Annotated in this window: 16 protein-coding genes; 3 read left to right on the top strand and 13 right to left on the bottom strand. The window is 48.3% G+C overall.

Translation table 11 applies throughout. From position 1 onward, the window contains the following. Positions 1 to 4 precede the first annotated feature (4 nt). Together OIR97_RS07275 and OIR97_RS07270 are read right to left on the bottom strand one after the other, a co-directional pair. Complete coding sequence (locus tag OIR97_RS07275; RefSeq protein WP_169544909.1) at positions 5 to 1213, bottom strand: LL-diaminopimelate aminotransferase; 1209 nt, start codon at positions 1211 to 1213, stop codon at positions 5 to 7. Between the two features lie 109 nt (positions 1214 to 1322). Beyond that, the gene (locus OIR97_RS07270; protein ID WP_169544908.1) at positions 1323 to 2501 is read right to left on the bottom strand and encodes an OmpA family protein; all 1179 of its coding nucleotides are present in this window, start codon (positions 2499 to 2501) and stop codon (positions 1323 to 1325) included. Positions 2502 to 2748: 247 nt separating this feature from the next. Between OIR97_RS07270 and OIR97_RS07265 the strand changes: the two genes are divergently transcribed. Beyond that, positions 2749 to 4575 carry a PHA/PHB synthase family protein gene (locus OIR97_RS07265; RefSeq protein WP_169544907.1) on the top strand — a complete coding sequence of 609 codons (1827 nt, stop codon included), beginning with the start codon at positions 2749 to 2751 and terminating at the stop codon, positions 4573 to 4575. Here the strand turns inward: OIR97_RS07265 and OIR97_RS07260 are convergent. The 9 genes from OIR97_RS07260 to OIR97_RS07215 form a co-directional block, all read right to left on the bottom strand. Beyond that, complete coding sequence (locus tag OIR97_RS07260; RefSeq protein ID WP_267177801.1) at positions 4572 to 5099, bottom strand: gamma carbonic anhydrase family protein; 528 nt, start codon at positions 5097 to 5099, stop codon at positions 4572 to 4574. The genes OIR97_RS07265 and OIR97_RS07260 overlap by 4 nt on opposite strands. Positions 5100 to 5114: 15 nt before the next feature. Next, positions 5115 to 6176, bottom strand: coding sequence for an N-acetyl-gamma-glutamyl-phosphate reductase (gene argC, locus OIR97_RS07255; RefSeq protein WP_169544906.1), 1062 nt, complete (start codon positions 6174 to 6176; stop codon positions 5115 to 5117). A 37-nt stretch (positions 6177 to 6213) separates the two neighbouring features. After that, on the bottom strand, positions 6214 to 6549 hold the full coding sequence (locus tag OIR97_RS07250; RefSeq protein WP_169544905.1) for a hypothetical protein: 336 nt from the start codon (positions 6547 to 6549) through the stop codon (positions 6214 to 6216). Between the two features lie 54 nt (positions 6550 to 6603). After that, entirely contained in the window at positions 6604 to 7089 is a 486-nt protein-coding gene (locus OIR97_RS07245; protein ID WP_169544904.1) for a GNAT family N-acetyltransferase, read from the bottom strand. A gap of 57 nt (positions 7090 to 7146) precedes the next feature. Further along, complete coding sequence (locus tag OIR97_RS07240) at positions 7147 to 8031, bottom strand: ABC transporter permease (RefSeq protein WP_169544903.1); 885 nt, start codon at positions 8029 to 8031, stop codon at positions 7147 to 7149. After that, positions 8028 to 9038, bottom strand: a complete 1011-nt coding sequence (locus OIR97_RS07235; protein WP_169544902.1) for an ABC transporter permease — start codon at positions 9036 to 9038, stop codon at positions 8028 to 8030. The genes OIR97_RS07240 and OIR97_RS07235 overlap by 4 nt, the downstream gene beginning before the upstream one ends. Next, positions 9031 to 10140 (bottom strand): ABC transporter ATP-binding protein, encoded by a 1110-nt coding sequence (locus tag OIR97_RS18785; RefSeq protein ID WP_169544901.1) that lies wholly within the window; start codon positions 10138 to 10140, stop codon positions 9031 to 9033. The genes OIR97_RS07235 and OIR97_RS18785 overlap by 8 nt, the downstream gene beginning before the upstream one ends. A 123-nt stretch (positions 10141 to 10263) precedes the next feature. Then, positions 10264 to 11427, bottom strand: a complete 1164-nt coding sequence (locus OIR97_RS07220) for an extracellular solute-binding protein (protein WP_219821688.1) — start codon at positions 11425 to 11427, stop codon at positions 10264 to 10266. A 323-nt stretch (positions 11428 to 11750) separates the two neighbouring features. Beyond that, positions 11751 to 11957, bottom strand: coding sequence for a cold-shock protein (locus OIR97_RS07215; protein ID WP_169544900.1), 207 nt, complete (start codon positions 11955 to 11957; stop codon positions 11751 to 11753). A 239-nt stretch (positions 11958 to 12196) separates the two neighbouring features. Here OIR97_RS07215 and OIR97_RS07210 point away from each other — a divergent pair, with 239 nt between their 5' ends. Continuing rightward, positions 12197 to 12844, top strand: a complete 648-nt coding sequence (locus OIR97_RS07210; RefSeq protein WP_169544899.1) for a LysE family translocator — start codon at positions 12197 to 12199, stop codon at positions 12842 to 12844. After that, positions 12841 to 13488, top strand: a complete 648-nt coding sequence (locus OIR97_RS07205; RefSeq protein ID WP_169544898.1) for a CatA-like O-acetyltransferase — start codon at positions 12841 to 12843, stop codon at positions 13486 to 13488. Before OIR97_RS07210 ends, OIR97_RS07205 begins: the two co-directional genes overlap by 4 nt. Here OIR97_RS07205 and OIR97_RS07200 read toward each other — a convergent pair. Continuing rightward, positions 13485 to 14015: a PAS domain-containing protein gene (locus tag OIR97_RS07200; RefSeq protein WP_169544897.1), complete on the bottom strand. Its 531-nt coding sequence runs from the start codon at positions 14013 to 14015 to the stop codon at positions 13485 to 13487. The genes OIR97_RS07205 and OIR97_RS07200 overlap by 4 nt on opposite strands. A 267-nt stretch (positions 14016 to 14282) precedes the next feature. Beyond that, positions 14283 to 15749, bottom strand: a complete 1467-nt coding sequence (locus OIR97_RS07195) for a M81 family metallopeptidase (protein ID WP_169544896.1) — start codon at positions 15747 to 15749, stop codon at positions 14283 to 14285. Positions 15750 to 15753 lie beyond the last annotated feature (4 nt).

Here is a 15753-nt window from a genome sequence, read left to right as displayed (position 1 = left end):
CATATTATCTGGATTTGAAGGCAGCTAGATGCTTATCCGCATCAGCCATGAATTTCTTAACATTCCGGCATGCCTGACGGATACGCTGTTCGTTTTCTACAATAGCGATCCGGACAAAGCCATCCCCATGCTCGCCAAACCCCAGCCCGGGCGCAACCGCCACTTTCGCTTCCTGCAGCAACAGCTTGGAGAATTCGAGGCTTTTCATTTCTTTAAACGGTTCTGGAATTGGTGCCCAGGCAAACATCGTTGCCTCGGGAGAAGGAATTGACCATCCCGCCGCCGCCATGCCACTAATCATAACATCACGCCGAACGCGGTACATGTCACGGGCTTCCTGAACGCAATCCTGCGGACCGTTCAACGCCGCAGTTGCCGCAACCTGAATGGGCGTAAATGCGCCATAATCAAGATATGATTTGATGCGGGTCAGTGCCGCGATCAGTTTCTTGTTCCCGGTTGCAAATCCCATTCGCCATCCGGGCATGGAATAGGTCTTGGACAAGGACGTAAATTCAACGGCAATGTCACGGGCGCCTTCTACCTGCAGGATGGATGGCGGCTTTTCGTCACCGAAATAGATTTCTGCATATGCCAGATCTGACAAAATATACATGCCGTGCTTCTTCGCATACTCGACAACTTTTGCATAAAATGCCAGATCCACGGTCATCGCTGTCGGATTAGATGGAAAGTTCAAAATCAAACAGGTGGGTGTGGGGATGCAATGCTGCATTCCACGTTCCAAGGCTTCAAAGAAATCGATGTCCGGACCGACTTCAAAGTGTCGGACAACGGCTCCGGCAATTATGAAGCCATATGGATGAATAGGATAACTTGGATTTGGCGAAAGGATCACATCCCCGGGGGTCGTAATAGCCATTGCCAGATTGGCAAGCCCTTCCTTGGAGCCCAAAGTCGCAATTGTTTCCGTTTCCGGATCAATATCAACGCCGAAACGTCGCTTGTAGTATGCTGCGTTGGCTTTTCTAAGCCCCGGTATTCCGCGGCTGGTAGAATATCTGTGGGTCCGCCCGTCCTGTACAGTCTCCACAAGCTTGTCAACGATGTGCTGTGGGGTTGGCGTATCAGGGTTTCCCATACCAAGGTCAATAATATCTTCTCCGGCCGCTCGGGCTGCTGCTTTCATACGATTGACTTCTTCAAACACATAAGGGGGCAGTCTTTTAATGCGGTGGAATTCCGGATTCATTGGCCTTTTCTCTTGTTATGATAAATTTCTGCCCGCCGCGTCAGAAGGATGAAAACCTCTTCTGAGCACGCCAGGCAGTTGGATAAAGATTTATTTATACGATGCCGCGTTATTTTACGAGGAAGATTTCCGTCCGCCTGTTTTGTGCTTCCGTACTTGGCATTGTTTCTCGTGTTACCGGGGCCTGATCACTGACGGATTCAACAATAATTTTTGAAGAATCGACACCGAGGTTAATCAGGCTTGTGACAACCGCACTGGACCGCTCCTGCGACATCCGCAAGTTGACCATCAAATGGCGCTCAAGAGGAAGCTCGCGGGTTCGGCCGGACGCATGTCCGACGACGCGAAGCATAGCGCCCGTTTGTTTTTGAAGCGACGCAATCTGCGCCAACTTACTTCTGTCCCCTGCGCCAATACGCGAAGAGCCGGTTTCAAAGTAAATGACGGCATCCGGTTTTACACCGGCCGCAGATCCGGTGCGCCCTGCGACAGCCACACCATGATTGCCGTTCACAGCATTGCCATATCCCAAGGCAACCGGTGTATTATAGGTATCCCGAACGATCGGAGAGACTGCAACAGCAGAATTTCCAATTGGCTGGACAGGGTAGCTTTGAAACTGTGTGTTTGCCGGCAATGTCGTTGTCGTTGCGGCGGAGGCAGCCAACTGACGCTGGAAAACATTATTGACACCCGCTCCACTGATAACCGTTGTTCCTGTTCCGGGAGCAATCTGGGCATACGCCTGATTTTGTGTTGTCACCGGGGCACCATTTGGCATCAATTTAACACCCGGCTGGCCTGGTGCAGATGAAACTGGAACCTGTCCAGGCTGCGGAATAGGAGTCGCATTTACAGAGGGGCTCGGTGCCGCAGTAGCTGCAGGACCAGAGGCCGGTGCTGCGGGCGCTACCGGTGCGACAGGCGCAGGCGGCCGAGGAACCGGCTGCTGCGAGGTATCCGCCCGCAACTGCTCGTCTGTATATTGTGCGTTTTCGCGGTCCGCTTTCAATCCTTCTTCGATGTCTCGGGCTTCCTGAACGGAAACAGTTTTTCCTGCTTCGTCCGGCACATCACCGAGTTTCGGATATTCGCTTTCCGGTTGAGCAATTTGCTCAGGGCGTTTCGCGTCACCATCCCCGCCATCAAACCAAGTTCCCGGATTGACCCAATCAGGTGTCGAACAACCAGCCAAAACCAACATTGATGTTGCGACTGTCAGTTTTGAAACATGTTTCTTAATTGCATTTCCGTCCAATGAAGGGGAGATTTGCTTTATCACCATTTCTTATAGCCTGTACCTGCATCAATTATTCGGGTTGGACCCATGCACACCGGGAATCACGTCCTGCGCGCTATTTTCATTAAATTCTGAATAACTTAAAGCATATAGGGGAGATTTCCGCAATCATTTCGACACACTAGAAAAAAATTACTCCCTAAATTTCTTTTTTTGGATGTTAAAAAAAGACCATTTGTTACACTAGCCCTATATTAGTCGATAACGAACACAATAAACAGGAGTGCGCACCATGCCAGAAAAAAACGAAACACTCCAAACAGGTGAGTTGCTCGAAACATCCAAGGAGTTTTCTGAGAACCTGATGCGGATCAGCCAGAAAAGTCAGGATTTGATGACTGAGTTTTACAACAGCCAGAAAAATGCGGAATTCGACCCTGACCCTTTTAATATCGGCGGCGCCTTTTTGGATCTGTCCCGGAAGATGACTGAAGATCCAACCAAATTGATGCAGGCCCAGACCGAACTTTGGCAGGGCTACATGAATATATGGCAAAATATGGCAACGGCAGCGACCGGGGATACTGTGGAGCCGGTCATCGAGCCGGAAAAAGGGGATAAACGCTTCCGGTCTGAGGAATGGAGCAAGAACCAGCTTTTCGATTATATCAAGCAAACCTATCTGCTGACCTCGAAGTGGATTAATGACACGGTCGCCGATGTGGACGGCATGGATGATCAGTCCCGCCAGAAAGTTGACTTCTATACAAAACAATTCACCGACGCTCTTTCACCCAGCAATTTTTTCTGGTCCAATCCGGACGTGTTGAAAAAAACGGTGGAGAGCAAAGGAGAGAATTTGGTCAAGGGGTTGGAAAACCTTCTTGAAGACCTGAAAAAAGGAAAAGGTCAGCTTAATCCCAGAATGGTCCCGGACGGCGTTTTTGAAGTAGGTAAAAATATTGCGGTGACGCCTGGTAAAGTGGTTTACCAAAATGAAATGATGCAGCTTCTGCAATATTCTCCAACAACCGAGAAAGTATATAAAAAGCCGTTGCTCATCACACCTCCGTGGATTAACAAATTTTATATTCTGGATCTGAAGGAAGAAAATTCCTTTATCAAATGGTGCGTAGATAAGGGGTATACGGTCTTCATCATCTCATGGGTTAATCCGGATGAACGCCACATTGATCGGAATTTTGAAGACTACATGTCCGAAGGCATCCTTGCGGCACTGGATGCGATCGAAGAAACAACAGGCGAGAAAGAAGTGTCCGCAATTGGGTATTGCATTGGCGGCACCTTGATGTCTGCGACGCTGGCCTATCTGGCGGCGATCGGGGAGAACCGAATTACAGCCTGCACCTTCTTTGCCGCACAAATGGATTTTGAAGATGCGGGCGAGTTACTGCTCTTCACGGATGAAGAACAAATCCTGATGATTGAGCGTAAAATGGAAGCGGCCGGTTTTCTTGAAGGCCGGAACATGGCAACAACCTTCAACATGCTGCGTTCCAACGACCTTATTTGGTCCTTCGTCATCAACAACTATTTGATGGGTAAAGATCCCTTCCCGTTTGATCTATTGTTCTGGAATTGCGACACGACCAACATGCCGCCGAAAATGCATAGTTTCTATCTTCGGAACATGTATCAGCGTAATCTGTTGAAAGAGCCTGGCGGTCTGACACTGGGCGGCCAGAAAATTGATCTTTCAAAAGTAAAAATTCCGATTTTCGTTCAAGCCAGTAAAGAAGACCATATTTCCCCGTTTGAATCGGTCTTCAAGGCGACCAAGCTAATGAGCGGCCCGTCTGAATTTATGCTGGCAGGATCAGGCCATATTGCAGGTGTCATCAATCATCCTGATGCAAACAAGTATCAACACTGGATCGGTAACAATAAAAAGAAATACGATACAGCAAAGGATTGGATGGAAGATGCCCAGGAAGTCCCTGGATCATGGTGGCCACACTGGGACAAATGGTTGTCCAAAAAATCAGGGCCAAAAGTGGCAGCCCGGGATCCGGCAAAAGGAAAGCTCAAGCCGATTGAAGATGCGCCAGGATCCTATGTGAAGATGATTGCCAAATCTGGCAAATCAGAAGCGGATTAATCTTCAGCTTCTGATTTATAGACCTGCGCCAATTCCGCATAATGATGGGCGCCACTGGTTAGGTTCGCTTGCTGATCTTCCGTTAAATCTCGGATAAACTTGGCGGGTGTTCCGCCCCAAAGCTGCCCTGTTGGCACCCGCTTATTCGGAGTCAGCAAGGCCCCGGCTGCAACCATCGCCCCTGTTTCGACAACGGCGCCATCCAGAACGGTTGCCCCCATCCCGACAAAGCTGCCATTTTCAAGCGTACAACCATGAATAATGCAGTTGTGACCCACCAGAACATCATCCCCAATAATGGTCGGATGGGTTCCGTTTGACACATGGATAACTGTACCGTCCTGAATATTGCTTCGCTTACCGATGCGAATGTAATTCACATCACCGCGAATAACACAATTAAACCAGACGCTTGATTTCTCACCGATCACAACATCGCCGATTACGTCGGCGGACGGTGCGATATACACACTGCCATCAATGTCAGGGGTAATCCCCTTAAAAGAAAGAATATTGGTTGTCATTGCCGGGATCTCCTTTTATGGGAAAAGTGGCGCCTGTTCCAAGCCTAGCGTTTCGTCAAAACCGAACATCAAGTTCATATTTTGAACGGCTTGCCCGCTGGATCCTTTTACCAGATTATCAATCGATGCAATAACCGTGGCCCGACCGGGAATGCGATCTTCAAAAACATTGATCACACACAGGTTCGATCCACGCACCATTTGGGTTTGCGGGACAGCATTTTCTGACAACACCCGAACAAACGGCTCGTTTTCAAAAACAGATTGGAAATGTTTCTTCAAATCTGCTGCGGTTTTCCCTTCGCTCAATTTAACGTGGCATGTCACCAATTCACCCCGGCTCATTGGCACCAGATGGGGGACAAAATTCACCCGAATATCGTTCGCCGGCACACCAACCGCTTTGGCAATTTCCTGCTCGATTTCTGGAGCATGACGATGTTTCGCAACGCTGTAGGGGCTAAGGCCCTCACCTGCTTCACTGAAGAGTGTATTCTGCTTTAATCCCCGGCCTGCACCCGTCACTCCTGACTTGGCGTCAATCACCAGATCTTTGGGATCAATGAGACCTGCCGCCACCAAAGGCACCATCGCCAGCAACACAGCGGTCGGATAACAACCAGGACATGCAACAAGACGTGCGTTTTTAACGTCATCCCGATTAAACTCAGTCAGCCCGTAAACGGCCTCTTTTTGCAAATCCATCGCCTGATGCGTATGCCCATACCATTCAGCATAGGTATCCGGATCACGCAACCGGAAGTCAGCCGACAGATCGACAACTTTTACAGAGGCGGGCAAGGTCGCAATGATTTCCTGTGTCGTTCCGTGGGGCAATCCACAGAAGACAACATCAACAGTTGTCCAGTCAGCCTCTGACACAGAGATCATATCCGGAAGACCGTAGCCCCCCAAATGAGGGTAGACTTCCTCAACAGACTGACCCGCTTTTCGATCGGCTGTCAGCAGAATAACGTCAACACCCGGATGCCGAAGAAGCAACCGCATTGCTTCTGCACCTGTATATCCGCTTGCACCAAGAATACCGGCTTTGATTTTTTTGTTTACATTCGTCATGACGGGTTTGCAGGTTTATTTTTCCTGCCCTCTAGAATTACTTCTGTACCAAATAAGGAATATGTTCGCCTTTTAAGCTTTTGTCTGCGAACCAGATCAAAATATTAAGGTCGAACGTCTCAAGCTGCTCTTCATCCATTCGGTAGCGGCCTCGCTTGATCCCTGACAGAATTTCCTTCTGGGCTTTTCTAAGCAATGCATTTCGAACTGAGCCACGCACGTCAAGCTGGTCTTTCATCTCTTCAAGCAGCTCGCCGCCGGTTAAACTATGCGAATAATCTTTGATCAAAATGTCAAATCGCCCTTGGTCATCCAATGTAATGCCCAGCGCGTCTATCGACAGATCGTCCACATTTTTAATCGGGTAGTCCATGTCCCATTTCCAATAGTCATCATCCCAAAATCGGGAAAGTTGTCATACACCAATTTATGAAGGTCGCAAAGCCTTCTCATAATAATATTCAACGGATTGACTTAAATCTGACAGAGTTCGGGTTACTGCGCCCCCGATAAATCCTCGTTTTTCATATAAACGGTGTGCGTTCTCGAAACGTGTATCTGTCCACAGATATAGCGTCGGCAAACCGCGTTCCTGAACGGCATCTTCCACCAATTGACAAAGAGAACTGGCCAGCCCCTGACGGCGGACATTACTGTCCACATACAAATGCTTGAGTTCCGCAGTTTCTTTTTTTGGCGCAAATCCCACAGAACCAACGATTTTGCCGCCCTGTTCGGCAACCCAGAAAAGTCCGCCATTATCGGCAAAAAACGACGCAATGGATCGATATTGCGGCTCTTCACCGTCAACATCCAAAATACACCCTTCATATTCTGCATAACATTGCGCGACCAAAGCAATTAAGCCTTCTGCATCAGAATCTTTTGCAAATCGATACGTAATCTGCGTCATGGGACCATACTCACTAAATAATCAGAAAGGGCGTACTATACGCACGCCCTTTCAAATTTAAAGTCCCATCGTATCAGCAAGCTCCCGATCAGCCGCCTTGGCCGCTTTTTCCTGCCGAACCTGAGCCAGTCTTTCTTTTTGCTTCAGGAATTCATGGATCAAAGCCCCGGTTAGCGTGACACAGATGATGATCACCGCAAGGGCACTCAGATCAGGCTGGGTACCCATCCGAACTTTACCGGCCAAGACGGTTGTCAGGGTGCTTTCCGCCTGAATGGTGAAAACGGTCGTATTGTAGTTTTCAAATGATGTCAGAAACGCCAGCACCGCCGCTGAAAAAATAGCAGGCCGCAAAAACGGCACCATAATTTTCCAAAAAACCTGAACATGGGTTGCCCCCAGATCAAGCGCCGCTTCTTCCTGTGTTTTATCAAAACGGGCCAAGCGGGCAAGAAACACCAGCATGCAATACGCCGAAATAAAGGTCGATTGACCAACAATCGTCAACCACATTCCGTTATAAAACAGGCTTTCATATTCCGCATTGACCGCGGTGCCCATTCGATCCCAGAAAACCAGCGTCGATATTCCCAAAATAACACCAGGTGTCAGAACAGGCGACACAACCACCATGTAATAATAGGGGCGAACCCGTTCGTATATCTGTGTCATCATAAGTGCCGCAGCCAGCCCAATGGGGACGGATAAACAGACCACCCCGAAACCAATCCAAAGGCTGTTGACCAAACCATCCATCATTTGATCATCATTCAGCAGTTGCACGAACCACTCTGTTGTAAACCCCTCCCAAGGTGTTACTTGCGGAAAGGATGTGGCATTGAAGGCGGTCACCCCCATCATGATCAGCGGACCAAAAAGGTAGCCGAAAAACAGAATGATATAGAAGAGAACCATTAAACGCATCACTGTTCGGGAGGTCATTTTGTAATCTCCCCAAGCGATACTTTAAAGATCTTCATCACTGTCATGACAAACGCGATACAGGCAATCAAAAGAACAAACGCATAGGCTGATCCCTGCGGCCAGTTGCCACCTGTGTTAAACCACTGATAGATCACTTGCGTGAACCACAGACTACTCGGCCCGCCCAATATCTGCGGGGCTGCCAATGCCCCGGCGGACAACATGAAAACCATCGTACAGGCCGAAGCAATTCCGGGTTTTGCGTGCGGAATAACCACCCGCCAGTGAATGCGCCACCATGGAGACCCCAGATCGCGGGCAGCCTCCACCTGATTATGATCAAGACTTTCAATGGCATTAAAAATTGGAAAGATCATCAACAGGATATACGCGTAACTTAACCCGGCATACAGGCCGATGTCAGCCCGCAGGAAATCAAAGGGCTCATCCCAAACACCAAGGTAAATCAGGAAATTGTTAATCACACCGCCAGTACCGAACAAAATTCGGAATGCGAAAGCCCGCAAGATTTCATTGACCCAGAACGGAACGACTAAAGCCAGAATTAACAGCCGGGCTTGCCCCCCTTTTGCCACCTGAGCCATATAGTAAGCCATCGGGTAACAAATCGCCAAATCCAGTAAGGTGACAAAGATGCTGGCAAGCATGGTTTTCAAAAATACTGTCAGATGAAGCCAGTTCAGCCATTCTTCGTCTGTCTGACGGCCAAAAATCAGATATTCATAATTCTTTACGGTATGAACGTCATTCGGTCCGCCAATTTCTGCAAGAGGCAGGTTATGGCGAAACGAAAAATCCACCATATAGAGCTGCGGCAGAACGATCATGAAGACAATCCAGGCAACGACCGCAATGATCAAGTAAAGCGAGATAAAAGGACCGTTTCTGCGCACAAAATTGATGGCAGAGACAGATGACCAAAGCCCGCCAGCTTTCTTTTGTATAAGAGGCTGTAACAGCAATGCCAGAAGCACCGCCATAAAGATGACAAGGAAATCATTCATCCGCCAGATCCCCAATGGGCAAGGCAACAGCCTGCTCAGCGCGGAAGCTGGCACGAACCTGCACGCCTGGCGTAAATTTTTTGCTCCCACCCGTATTGGGTAGGGTCGCCAGTAGCGGTTTCTTGGCCGGGCCCTTCAACGAAATCAGGCGAACCGCCCCCTCGAAAGACTCAGAAATTACCGGGGCGGCAAACATATTTTCCAAAGCTTCCCCGCCGGGCTCCTCCGCCTCAAACGGTGACAGCGCCAAATTTTCGGGCCGAATAAACGCGTAGGCTTCGTCTCCGATTTTCACCTTTCCAAGATTGCGGGCCCGCACGCGCGCTATACCACAATCCAGTACGGCAAAATCCTTATCCGATTGAATAACCTTTCCAATAAGAGGGTTATTTTCGCCGACGAATGACGCCACAAAGGCAGTTTCCGGATTGTCATAAACGGAATTCCCATTTCCAACCTGCTGAATTCTACCAGCACTCATCACCGCAATGCGGTCAGACATGGTAAGCGCCTCGCCCTGATCGTGGGTAATGTAGATAAAGGTAATCCCGACCCGCTGCTGAATTTCCCGAAGCTCCGAGCGCATATGCTGCCGCAATTTCAAATCCAGTGCAGATAACGGCTCATCCAGCAACAAAACCTCGGGTTCTACGGCAAGCGCCCGTGCGATTGCGACCCGTTGTCGTTGTCCCCCTGACAATTCCGAAACCAGCTTATCGCCTTGACCGTTCAAAGCAATCAGGTCCAGTAACTGGTTTGCCTTGTCCCGCCGGTTCAACTTGTTAACGCCCCGAACCTCAAGACCAAAGGCAATGTTTTCTGCCACCGTCATGAGCGGAAACAAAGCCAGGTTCTGAAAAATCAATGCTGTCTGCCGCTTGTTTGGGCCAATACCCAACATATCTTTTCCGCCAATCCGAACGGCGCCTTCGGTTGGATCGTTAAAGCCTGAAACCGCCCTCAATATTGTAGTTTTTCCGCACCCTGATGGCCCAAGGAAGCTAAAAAACTCCCCGCCTTCAATTTTTAAATGGGCGTCTTGGACAGCCGTGAATTCGCCAAAGCGAATGGTCAGATGGTCCAGTTCTACATCTGCACTCATACTTTTTAACTCCGGTATCGACCGGAACAGGAAATCCCGAAACTGTCAGGCTATTCCGGCTACGCTTCAGATATCAAAAGAAAATGGGCAGAACCCTGCCCATTTTCTCCTGTATGTTTAAAATCAGGCGGCGACAAACTTATCGCGATACTGATTTCTGATTTCAGCGTACCAGGACGGTGTCGCTGGCCATGGCCATAGTTTATCAAGCGCATCCCCTGGATAAGCAGAGGCGAAGGCTTTTTTACTTTCTTCCGTCAGATGATCGGCGGCCCCTGTACTGACCGAATTATACCCGGTCTCATTCGCAAGCAATCCGCCCATTTCGGGTTTATTGGCAAACTTGATAAATTCGTAAATTGCATCAACATTGCGGGCTCCAGCGGGGACGGCAAGGCCGTCGACCCATGTAAAGGCGCCCTCTTTTGGTGCCATGAAGCGAACCGGTTTTCCTTCCTTGAACAAACGAAGAGGCGGACCATCCCACGTTTGGCCAATAACAACACCATTTTGCATAAAGCCATTGATCTGACCGTCAGCGTCATTCCAGAACTGCTTGATCCACGGTTTGTGCTCAACCGCAAATTTGGTGATCTTATCCCAGATCATGCGCATTTTTTCTTCAGTTTCATAGGCTTCAGTGAACGGAGGAAGTTCTCCAGTACCTTCAAGATACCGACCGATCCCTGCCATCATGGAATGTGGGCGGCCCATGACTTTCCCCTTCATTTCAGGGAGCCAAAGATCGCCATAGGACAGTTGACCATATTCCGTCGTATATTTGTCCGTGCGATAAGCCATCGCCTCAGTTCCCCAGAGGAAAGGCAAGTGACGTGGTTTTCCATCCCAAGAGAATTTCGCAGAAATTCCCAACATGGATGGCAAAATGGCTGACGTATCGACTTTGTTCATGTCAAAGCTGCCGAGAAGGCCCAGATCCTGCCATTGGCTGCCACGGTCATTTGTTGGGCTGATCAAGTCAAACCCGCGTCCCTTGGTCGCTTTCAGCTTATTCAGCAATTCTTCGTTGGAGCCATAAGGCGTGTGTTTAATATTGATGCCGGTTTCTGCTTTAAACTTCTCGCGGAACGGTTTTGGCAGATAATCTGACCACATCATTATATTGAGATCTCCTGAAGAGGAGAAAGCATCCTGAACCACCCATGGTCCCAGAGCCGCCGCACTTCCCAAGAGTACCGCGCTTTTTAAAACACCACGGCGAGAATGCGCTTTTGCAGCCTTCATTGTTTCTTCAGCAGAAATTTGAGATTTCGTCTTTTTGGTCATCTTGTCAGCTCCCTGTTGTTGGCAACATACTCCATCCGCATATTGCCATGCCGATTGATATAGACACCTTGCACCTCTCAGGAATACTCCGCCCTCCCGCGGACACTGAGTTGAGACAACAGGCTTTGACCATCTTTTTTAGATGCTTTCTTAAAACCATTTGTCAGGCAGTTGAAATACTACTCACAATATACATCCACTCTCAACCCAAAAATTTTCTGCAGGGGAGTCCATCGATTTAAGAAGACAAAAACGAATAGATGAGTTTCATTTAGACACAAAAAAAGGCGGCCAAAGCCGCCTTTTAACGAAAATTCTTCTTATCAGAGAACTTTGAGATCTTCTGCAGAAGATTTGCCGTTACGGCCTTCAACCAGTTCGTATGATACTTTTTGGTTTTCCTGCAGAGAAGTCAAACCAGCTCTCTCTACAGCTGAAATATGCACAAATGCGTCCGCGCCACCAGCGTCAGGCTCAATAAAACCATAACCTTTTGTTGCGTTGAACCATTTTACCGTGCCTGTCGCCATCTTTAGTCTCCCGGATACACTCGGAATCGATTCGTAGGGTAGTCGAGGTATCCAATATCAATAAGTTCTCGAATCGACTTATTTATGGCATATCAATGTTTCTGGAATATTGCAAAGATTTCCTGCTTTCTTTTACATGCGTAAACGAATGATTTTTCGGAAAGTGTGTCTTTTGTCATATGTTTCTTGCGCCCAATATCCTTAGACATTAGCTTCGGCCCATTGAATGGAGCGCACATATGATCCCAGAGTTTTCAACAGTTTTGCTATTTCTCACGACAGCTTTTCTTCTGACAATAGCGCCGGGTCCGGATATTGTTTATGTCGCCATGCGTGGATTGGCTCAGGGTTGGAAAGCCGGCTTTGTTGCCGCCCTCGGCCTTGTGACCGGAATATTTGTTCATATTGCCTTGGCCGCCTTTGGGCTCTCGGCGATTCTTGCCTCCTCACCTGTCCTGTTTGCAATCATAAAATATCTGGGGGCGGCCTACATCATCTATATTGGCTGGCAAATTGCCCGGTCGGGACCGGTATCAGTGAAGGGAGACAATGCGCATCCTCCTTTATCCCGAATATTCAGACAAACCATTTTGATGAACATTCTAAATCCTAAAGTCGCCCTTTTCTTTCTTGCGTTCCTTCCTCAATTTGTTGACAGTTCAGCAGAAAATGTGACCGTACAATTTCTGATTTTCGGCATACTGTTTCAACTGAACGCCCTGCTTGTCATGGGATCGGTCGGACTATTTTCTGGCATACTAGCGAGTAAACTCACCGGTTCTGCTGGAACCAGTGCGGGATTTGTAAAATTCGCCGGTGCCGGTGTTATGGCGATCGGCGCGTTCATCCCGGCTCAGGAACTCTGGAACTGGTTTTCGGAAACATGACCCAGCGCCCACACAAAAAAATAGCCCTTCACGACTGGGAGCGCCAAAAACCGTTTGAGATTTTCAGTCAGGTTCAAGCGCCCCACTTCAACATCACTGCCGATATTGATGTGACCCGTTTGATTGACGAGGTGAAACCTGCAGGGATATCTGTTTTCAACGCTGTGCTCCATTCGGCAATGACTGCCGTAAATGATATTCCTGAAATGAGAACACGCTTTTCTGGACAGGACATATACGAATATTCAGTAAGTGATCCCAGCTTTACAACGCCAATTAACGACAGGGATTTTGCGTTTTGTGAAGTTGCATTTTCAGACGACTGGGCGACATTTAACGAACATTGCATCATCGCCATCGCCGAAGCAAAAAAACAAACCGAGCTTAAAGAAAATGCAACCTCCGATCACTGGACATATCTTACCTGCGCGCCGTGGGTCCATTTTACTGCTTTAACGCATCCGCATAACGGACCCGAAGACTGCATCCCCAGAATAGCCTGGGGCAAATTTTCGAAGACCAATGGCCGCTGGAAAATGCCCCTTAACCTGCAAGCTCACCACGCGTTGATGGATGGCTATCATGCGGGCCAGTTCATACAGGGAACAGAAGATCATCTTAACAGCCGGGTCTTTACCCGCTAGTCCAGCGCAATAAACTGCCGCTCGACGACTTTCAATAATACAAGTTTGTCTTCGCGGGAAATCCTGTGATTGCGGTCCAGCATATTCGATGTCTGGAAAAGAATGCGATTGCATTCCCCTTGAGAATTCTTGGCGGGAAAACCAACAGACAAACTTTCTATTTTTTTGCCGCTTTCTGTTTCACCAATGGTCTTGCCAGCGAAACCACAGGGCGCGCGCAAAATGGACCCAAAAACTTTGGATGCGCCCGGCCGATCTTCTGGTTCCCAAAGATCCAGAATATTCTCGTCCGTTATATCCCAACCGAAATAGTCGACCAACCCTGTTCCAACCAGACGGCAAATAACCGTCGCCTCATCCTGCATCTCGTAAATGGCAATATTCGGAAGTAACGAGCGAACATCTGCAGGATTAAAATCCGATTGAAACGGTACTTTGTCGTCACTGGGAAGGCTTCTCCAATAAGTCGCGAACTCGCGCGCTTCCAGACTTCCCCATTTAACCCCATCAAAACTATCAAACACCATGAACACCCCTATTACCGGCGCATTCGAATTAATCCAATAGTCTTAAAATATCAACAATAAAGAGAATACGAATTTAAAAATTTTATACGAAACTCCTTTAAAAACTCCATTTTTTTAGGAATTTACGAAAACCAATTTTCCATACTCTACTTTTAAGGGTATTTGTAATACTTATTATGTCTCCCTAAACAAGCAATCAACAATGGCAACAGCACGCATTTTCAGTAAAATTTTATTATAAAATTCATAAGACTAATAAAATGAAACTTACAAACTGCTTAACCTGACCGCCTCTGGCATATGTTCGTATGGGAGAAGAGAAAGATCTGCAGTACCCCAATCAGGTGTATCAACAACAATTATTCGCGTTTTTTGTTCGTACACAGCCCTAAAATGTGTTTTTGACCGCAAAATAACAATATCGAAATCCGTCAGCTGATATCCAAATTGCAAGAAGCAATCCTCATCGATCGCCGTTGTACTGATACTGGTCAGGATCACGGTGACACTCCCCACCCTGATCACGGCAGCATCACCTAGATCAACGGGCCTTCCCAAGCGCATCGGCCCGCTGCCAATATAGGTCTTGTGTCCCGCCCATAATATTTCGGCCTCAACAGACACCGGTCCACCCGCTTTATCTGATGTCCAACCACCCAGTTTCAGCGTTACCTTGCTTCCTGTGCCACTGGCCTTACATTTCTTTACGCTTTCAGGGTCCCAAAGGTATGGAACCATAATTTCGGCCGTCAGTTGGGCCTCAATTGCTTTTTTCAATAACCAGGTCGAATCATTGAACCGATCGGCATGCTCTAACAATACAACAGGCTTATTGCTTTGACCCAACAGACGTTTTGCAATCTTGAAAGCCTCTGTATGCGGCACCACCTGCTCTTGATGATTAAGGTTTTCAGCAGCAGCATTTATTTTATCGCAATAAGCCTGCGCAACTCTTTCACCAGTTTCGGCATCACCATCCGTGACAACAACGACAGATAGACCAATATCCGGCACATCCGCATAGGCGAACCCACAGAATAAAGACACATCCAGGACGGCGGCCTCACGCTGCACCTGATCAAGGCCATGCTCAACCAGATCGGCCAAGGGTTCGATGCCAGTCGCGGTAAAAATACTCGGCAGAACAATCGGCAACTTCTTCATTGTAATATTGGGCGCGACAACACCATTAATCTGATCCACCAACAAACGAGCCGCCCGCCGTCCCGTTTCGGCCATATCCGTGTGCGGTGAATAGTGAAATCCACAAAAACTTGAACATAACTGCGCCGTCTTCAAGGAAAGATTCCCATGCAGATCAAAAGCGACCGATAGCGGCATATCCGGCCCGATGACGGAACGCACGGCCTCCAATATCTCTGATTCCGGATCCAGATAACCCGGTGTTGTCATTGCGCCATGCAGGTATAACAGGACCCCGCTTAAACCATCCAGATTATCCTCAATCCCCTTAATCAATTCGTCACGGTATGCCTCGAACGCTTCATCTGTTGCGGGTCCGCCAGCAGAACAATCAACATAGAAAATGGGAACGATCTGTGCACATTCCGTCTCTAGAACATCCAGAAACCCGCCTCCGACAGTTTCAGTCGAACGCAGCACATCCAGCATCGCCCCCGCTCGGCAAGCGGCAAGATCAAAATCACTTTTTTCTGTAAATACTGGTAAAAAGGAGACCGATTCCAAAGCGAGACCCGCCACGGCTATTTTCATTTCA

The sequence above is a fragment of the Sneathiella aquimaris genome (genome assembly GCF_026409565.1).
Lineage (GTDB): Bacteria > Pseudomonadota > Alphaproteobacteria > Sneathiellales > Sneathiellaceae > Sneathiella > Sneathiella aquimaris.
This window is presented reverse-complemented; position numbering and strand designations above follow the sequence as displayed.

Coding starts and splice junctions, on each gene's coding strand:
- OIR97_RS07265 (WP_169544907.1), top strand. CDS start 2,749: ATGCCAGAAAAAAACGAAACACTCCAAACAGGTGAGTTGCTCGAAACA.
- OIR97_RS07215 (WP_169544900.1), bottom strand. CDS start 11,957: ATGGCGACAGGCACGGTAAAATGGTTCAACGCAACAAAAGGTTATGGT.
- OIR97_RS07195 (WP_169544896.1), bottom strand. CDS start 15,749: ATGAAAATAGCCGTGGCGGGTCTCGCTTTGGAATCGGTCTCCTTTTTA.
- OIR97_RS07220 (WP_219821688.1), bottom strand. CDS start 11,427: ATGACCAAAAAGACGAAATCTCAAATTTCTGCTGAAGAAACAATGAAG.
- OIR97_RS07250 (WP_169544905.1), bottom strand. CDS start 6,549: ATGGACTACCCGATTAAAAATGTGGACGATCTGTCGATAGACGCGCTG.
- OIR97_RS07210 (WP_169544899.1), top strand. CDS start 12,197: ATGATCCCAGAGTTTTCAACAGTTTTGCTATTTCTCACGACAGCTTTT.
- OIR97_RS07200 (WP_169544897.1), bottom strand. CDS start 14,015: ATGGTGTTTGATAGTTTTGATGGGGTTAAATGGGGAAGTCTGGAAGCG.
- OIR97_RS07275 (WP_169544909.1), bottom strand. CDS start 1,213: ATGAATCCGGAATTCCACCGCATTAAAAGACTGCCCCCTTATGTGTTT.
- OIR97_RS07270 (WP_169544908.1), bottom strand. CDS start 2,501: ATGGTGATAAAGCAAATCTCCCCTTCATTGGACGGAAATGCAATTAAG.
- OIR97_RS07235 (WP_169544902.1), bottom strand. CDS start 9,038: ATGAATGATTTCCTTGTCATCTTTATGGCGGTGCTTCTGGCATTGCTG.
- OIR97_RS07240 (WP_169544903.1), bottom strand. CDS start 8,031: ATGACCTCCCGAACAGTGATGCGTTTAATGGTTCTCTTCTATATCATT.
- argC (WP_169544906.1), bottom strand. CDS start 6,176: ATGACGAATGTAAACAAAAAAATCAAAGCCGGTATTCTTGGTGCAAGC.
- OIR97_RS07205 (WP_169544898.1), top strand. CDS start 12,841: ATGACCCAGCGCCCACACAAAAAAATAGCCCTTCACGACTGGGAGCGC.
- OIR97_RS18785 (WP_169544901.1), bottom strand. CDS start 10,140: ATGAGTGCAGATGTAGAACTGGACCATCTGACCATTCGCTTTGGCGAA.
- OIR97_RS07260 (WP_267177801.1), bottom strand. CDS start 5,099: ATGACAACCAATATTCTTTCTTTTAAGGGGATTACCCCTGACATTGAT.
- OIR97_RS07245 (WP_169544904.1), bottom strand. CDS start 7,089: ATGACGCAGATTACGTATCGATTTGCAAAAGATTCTGATGCAGAAGGC.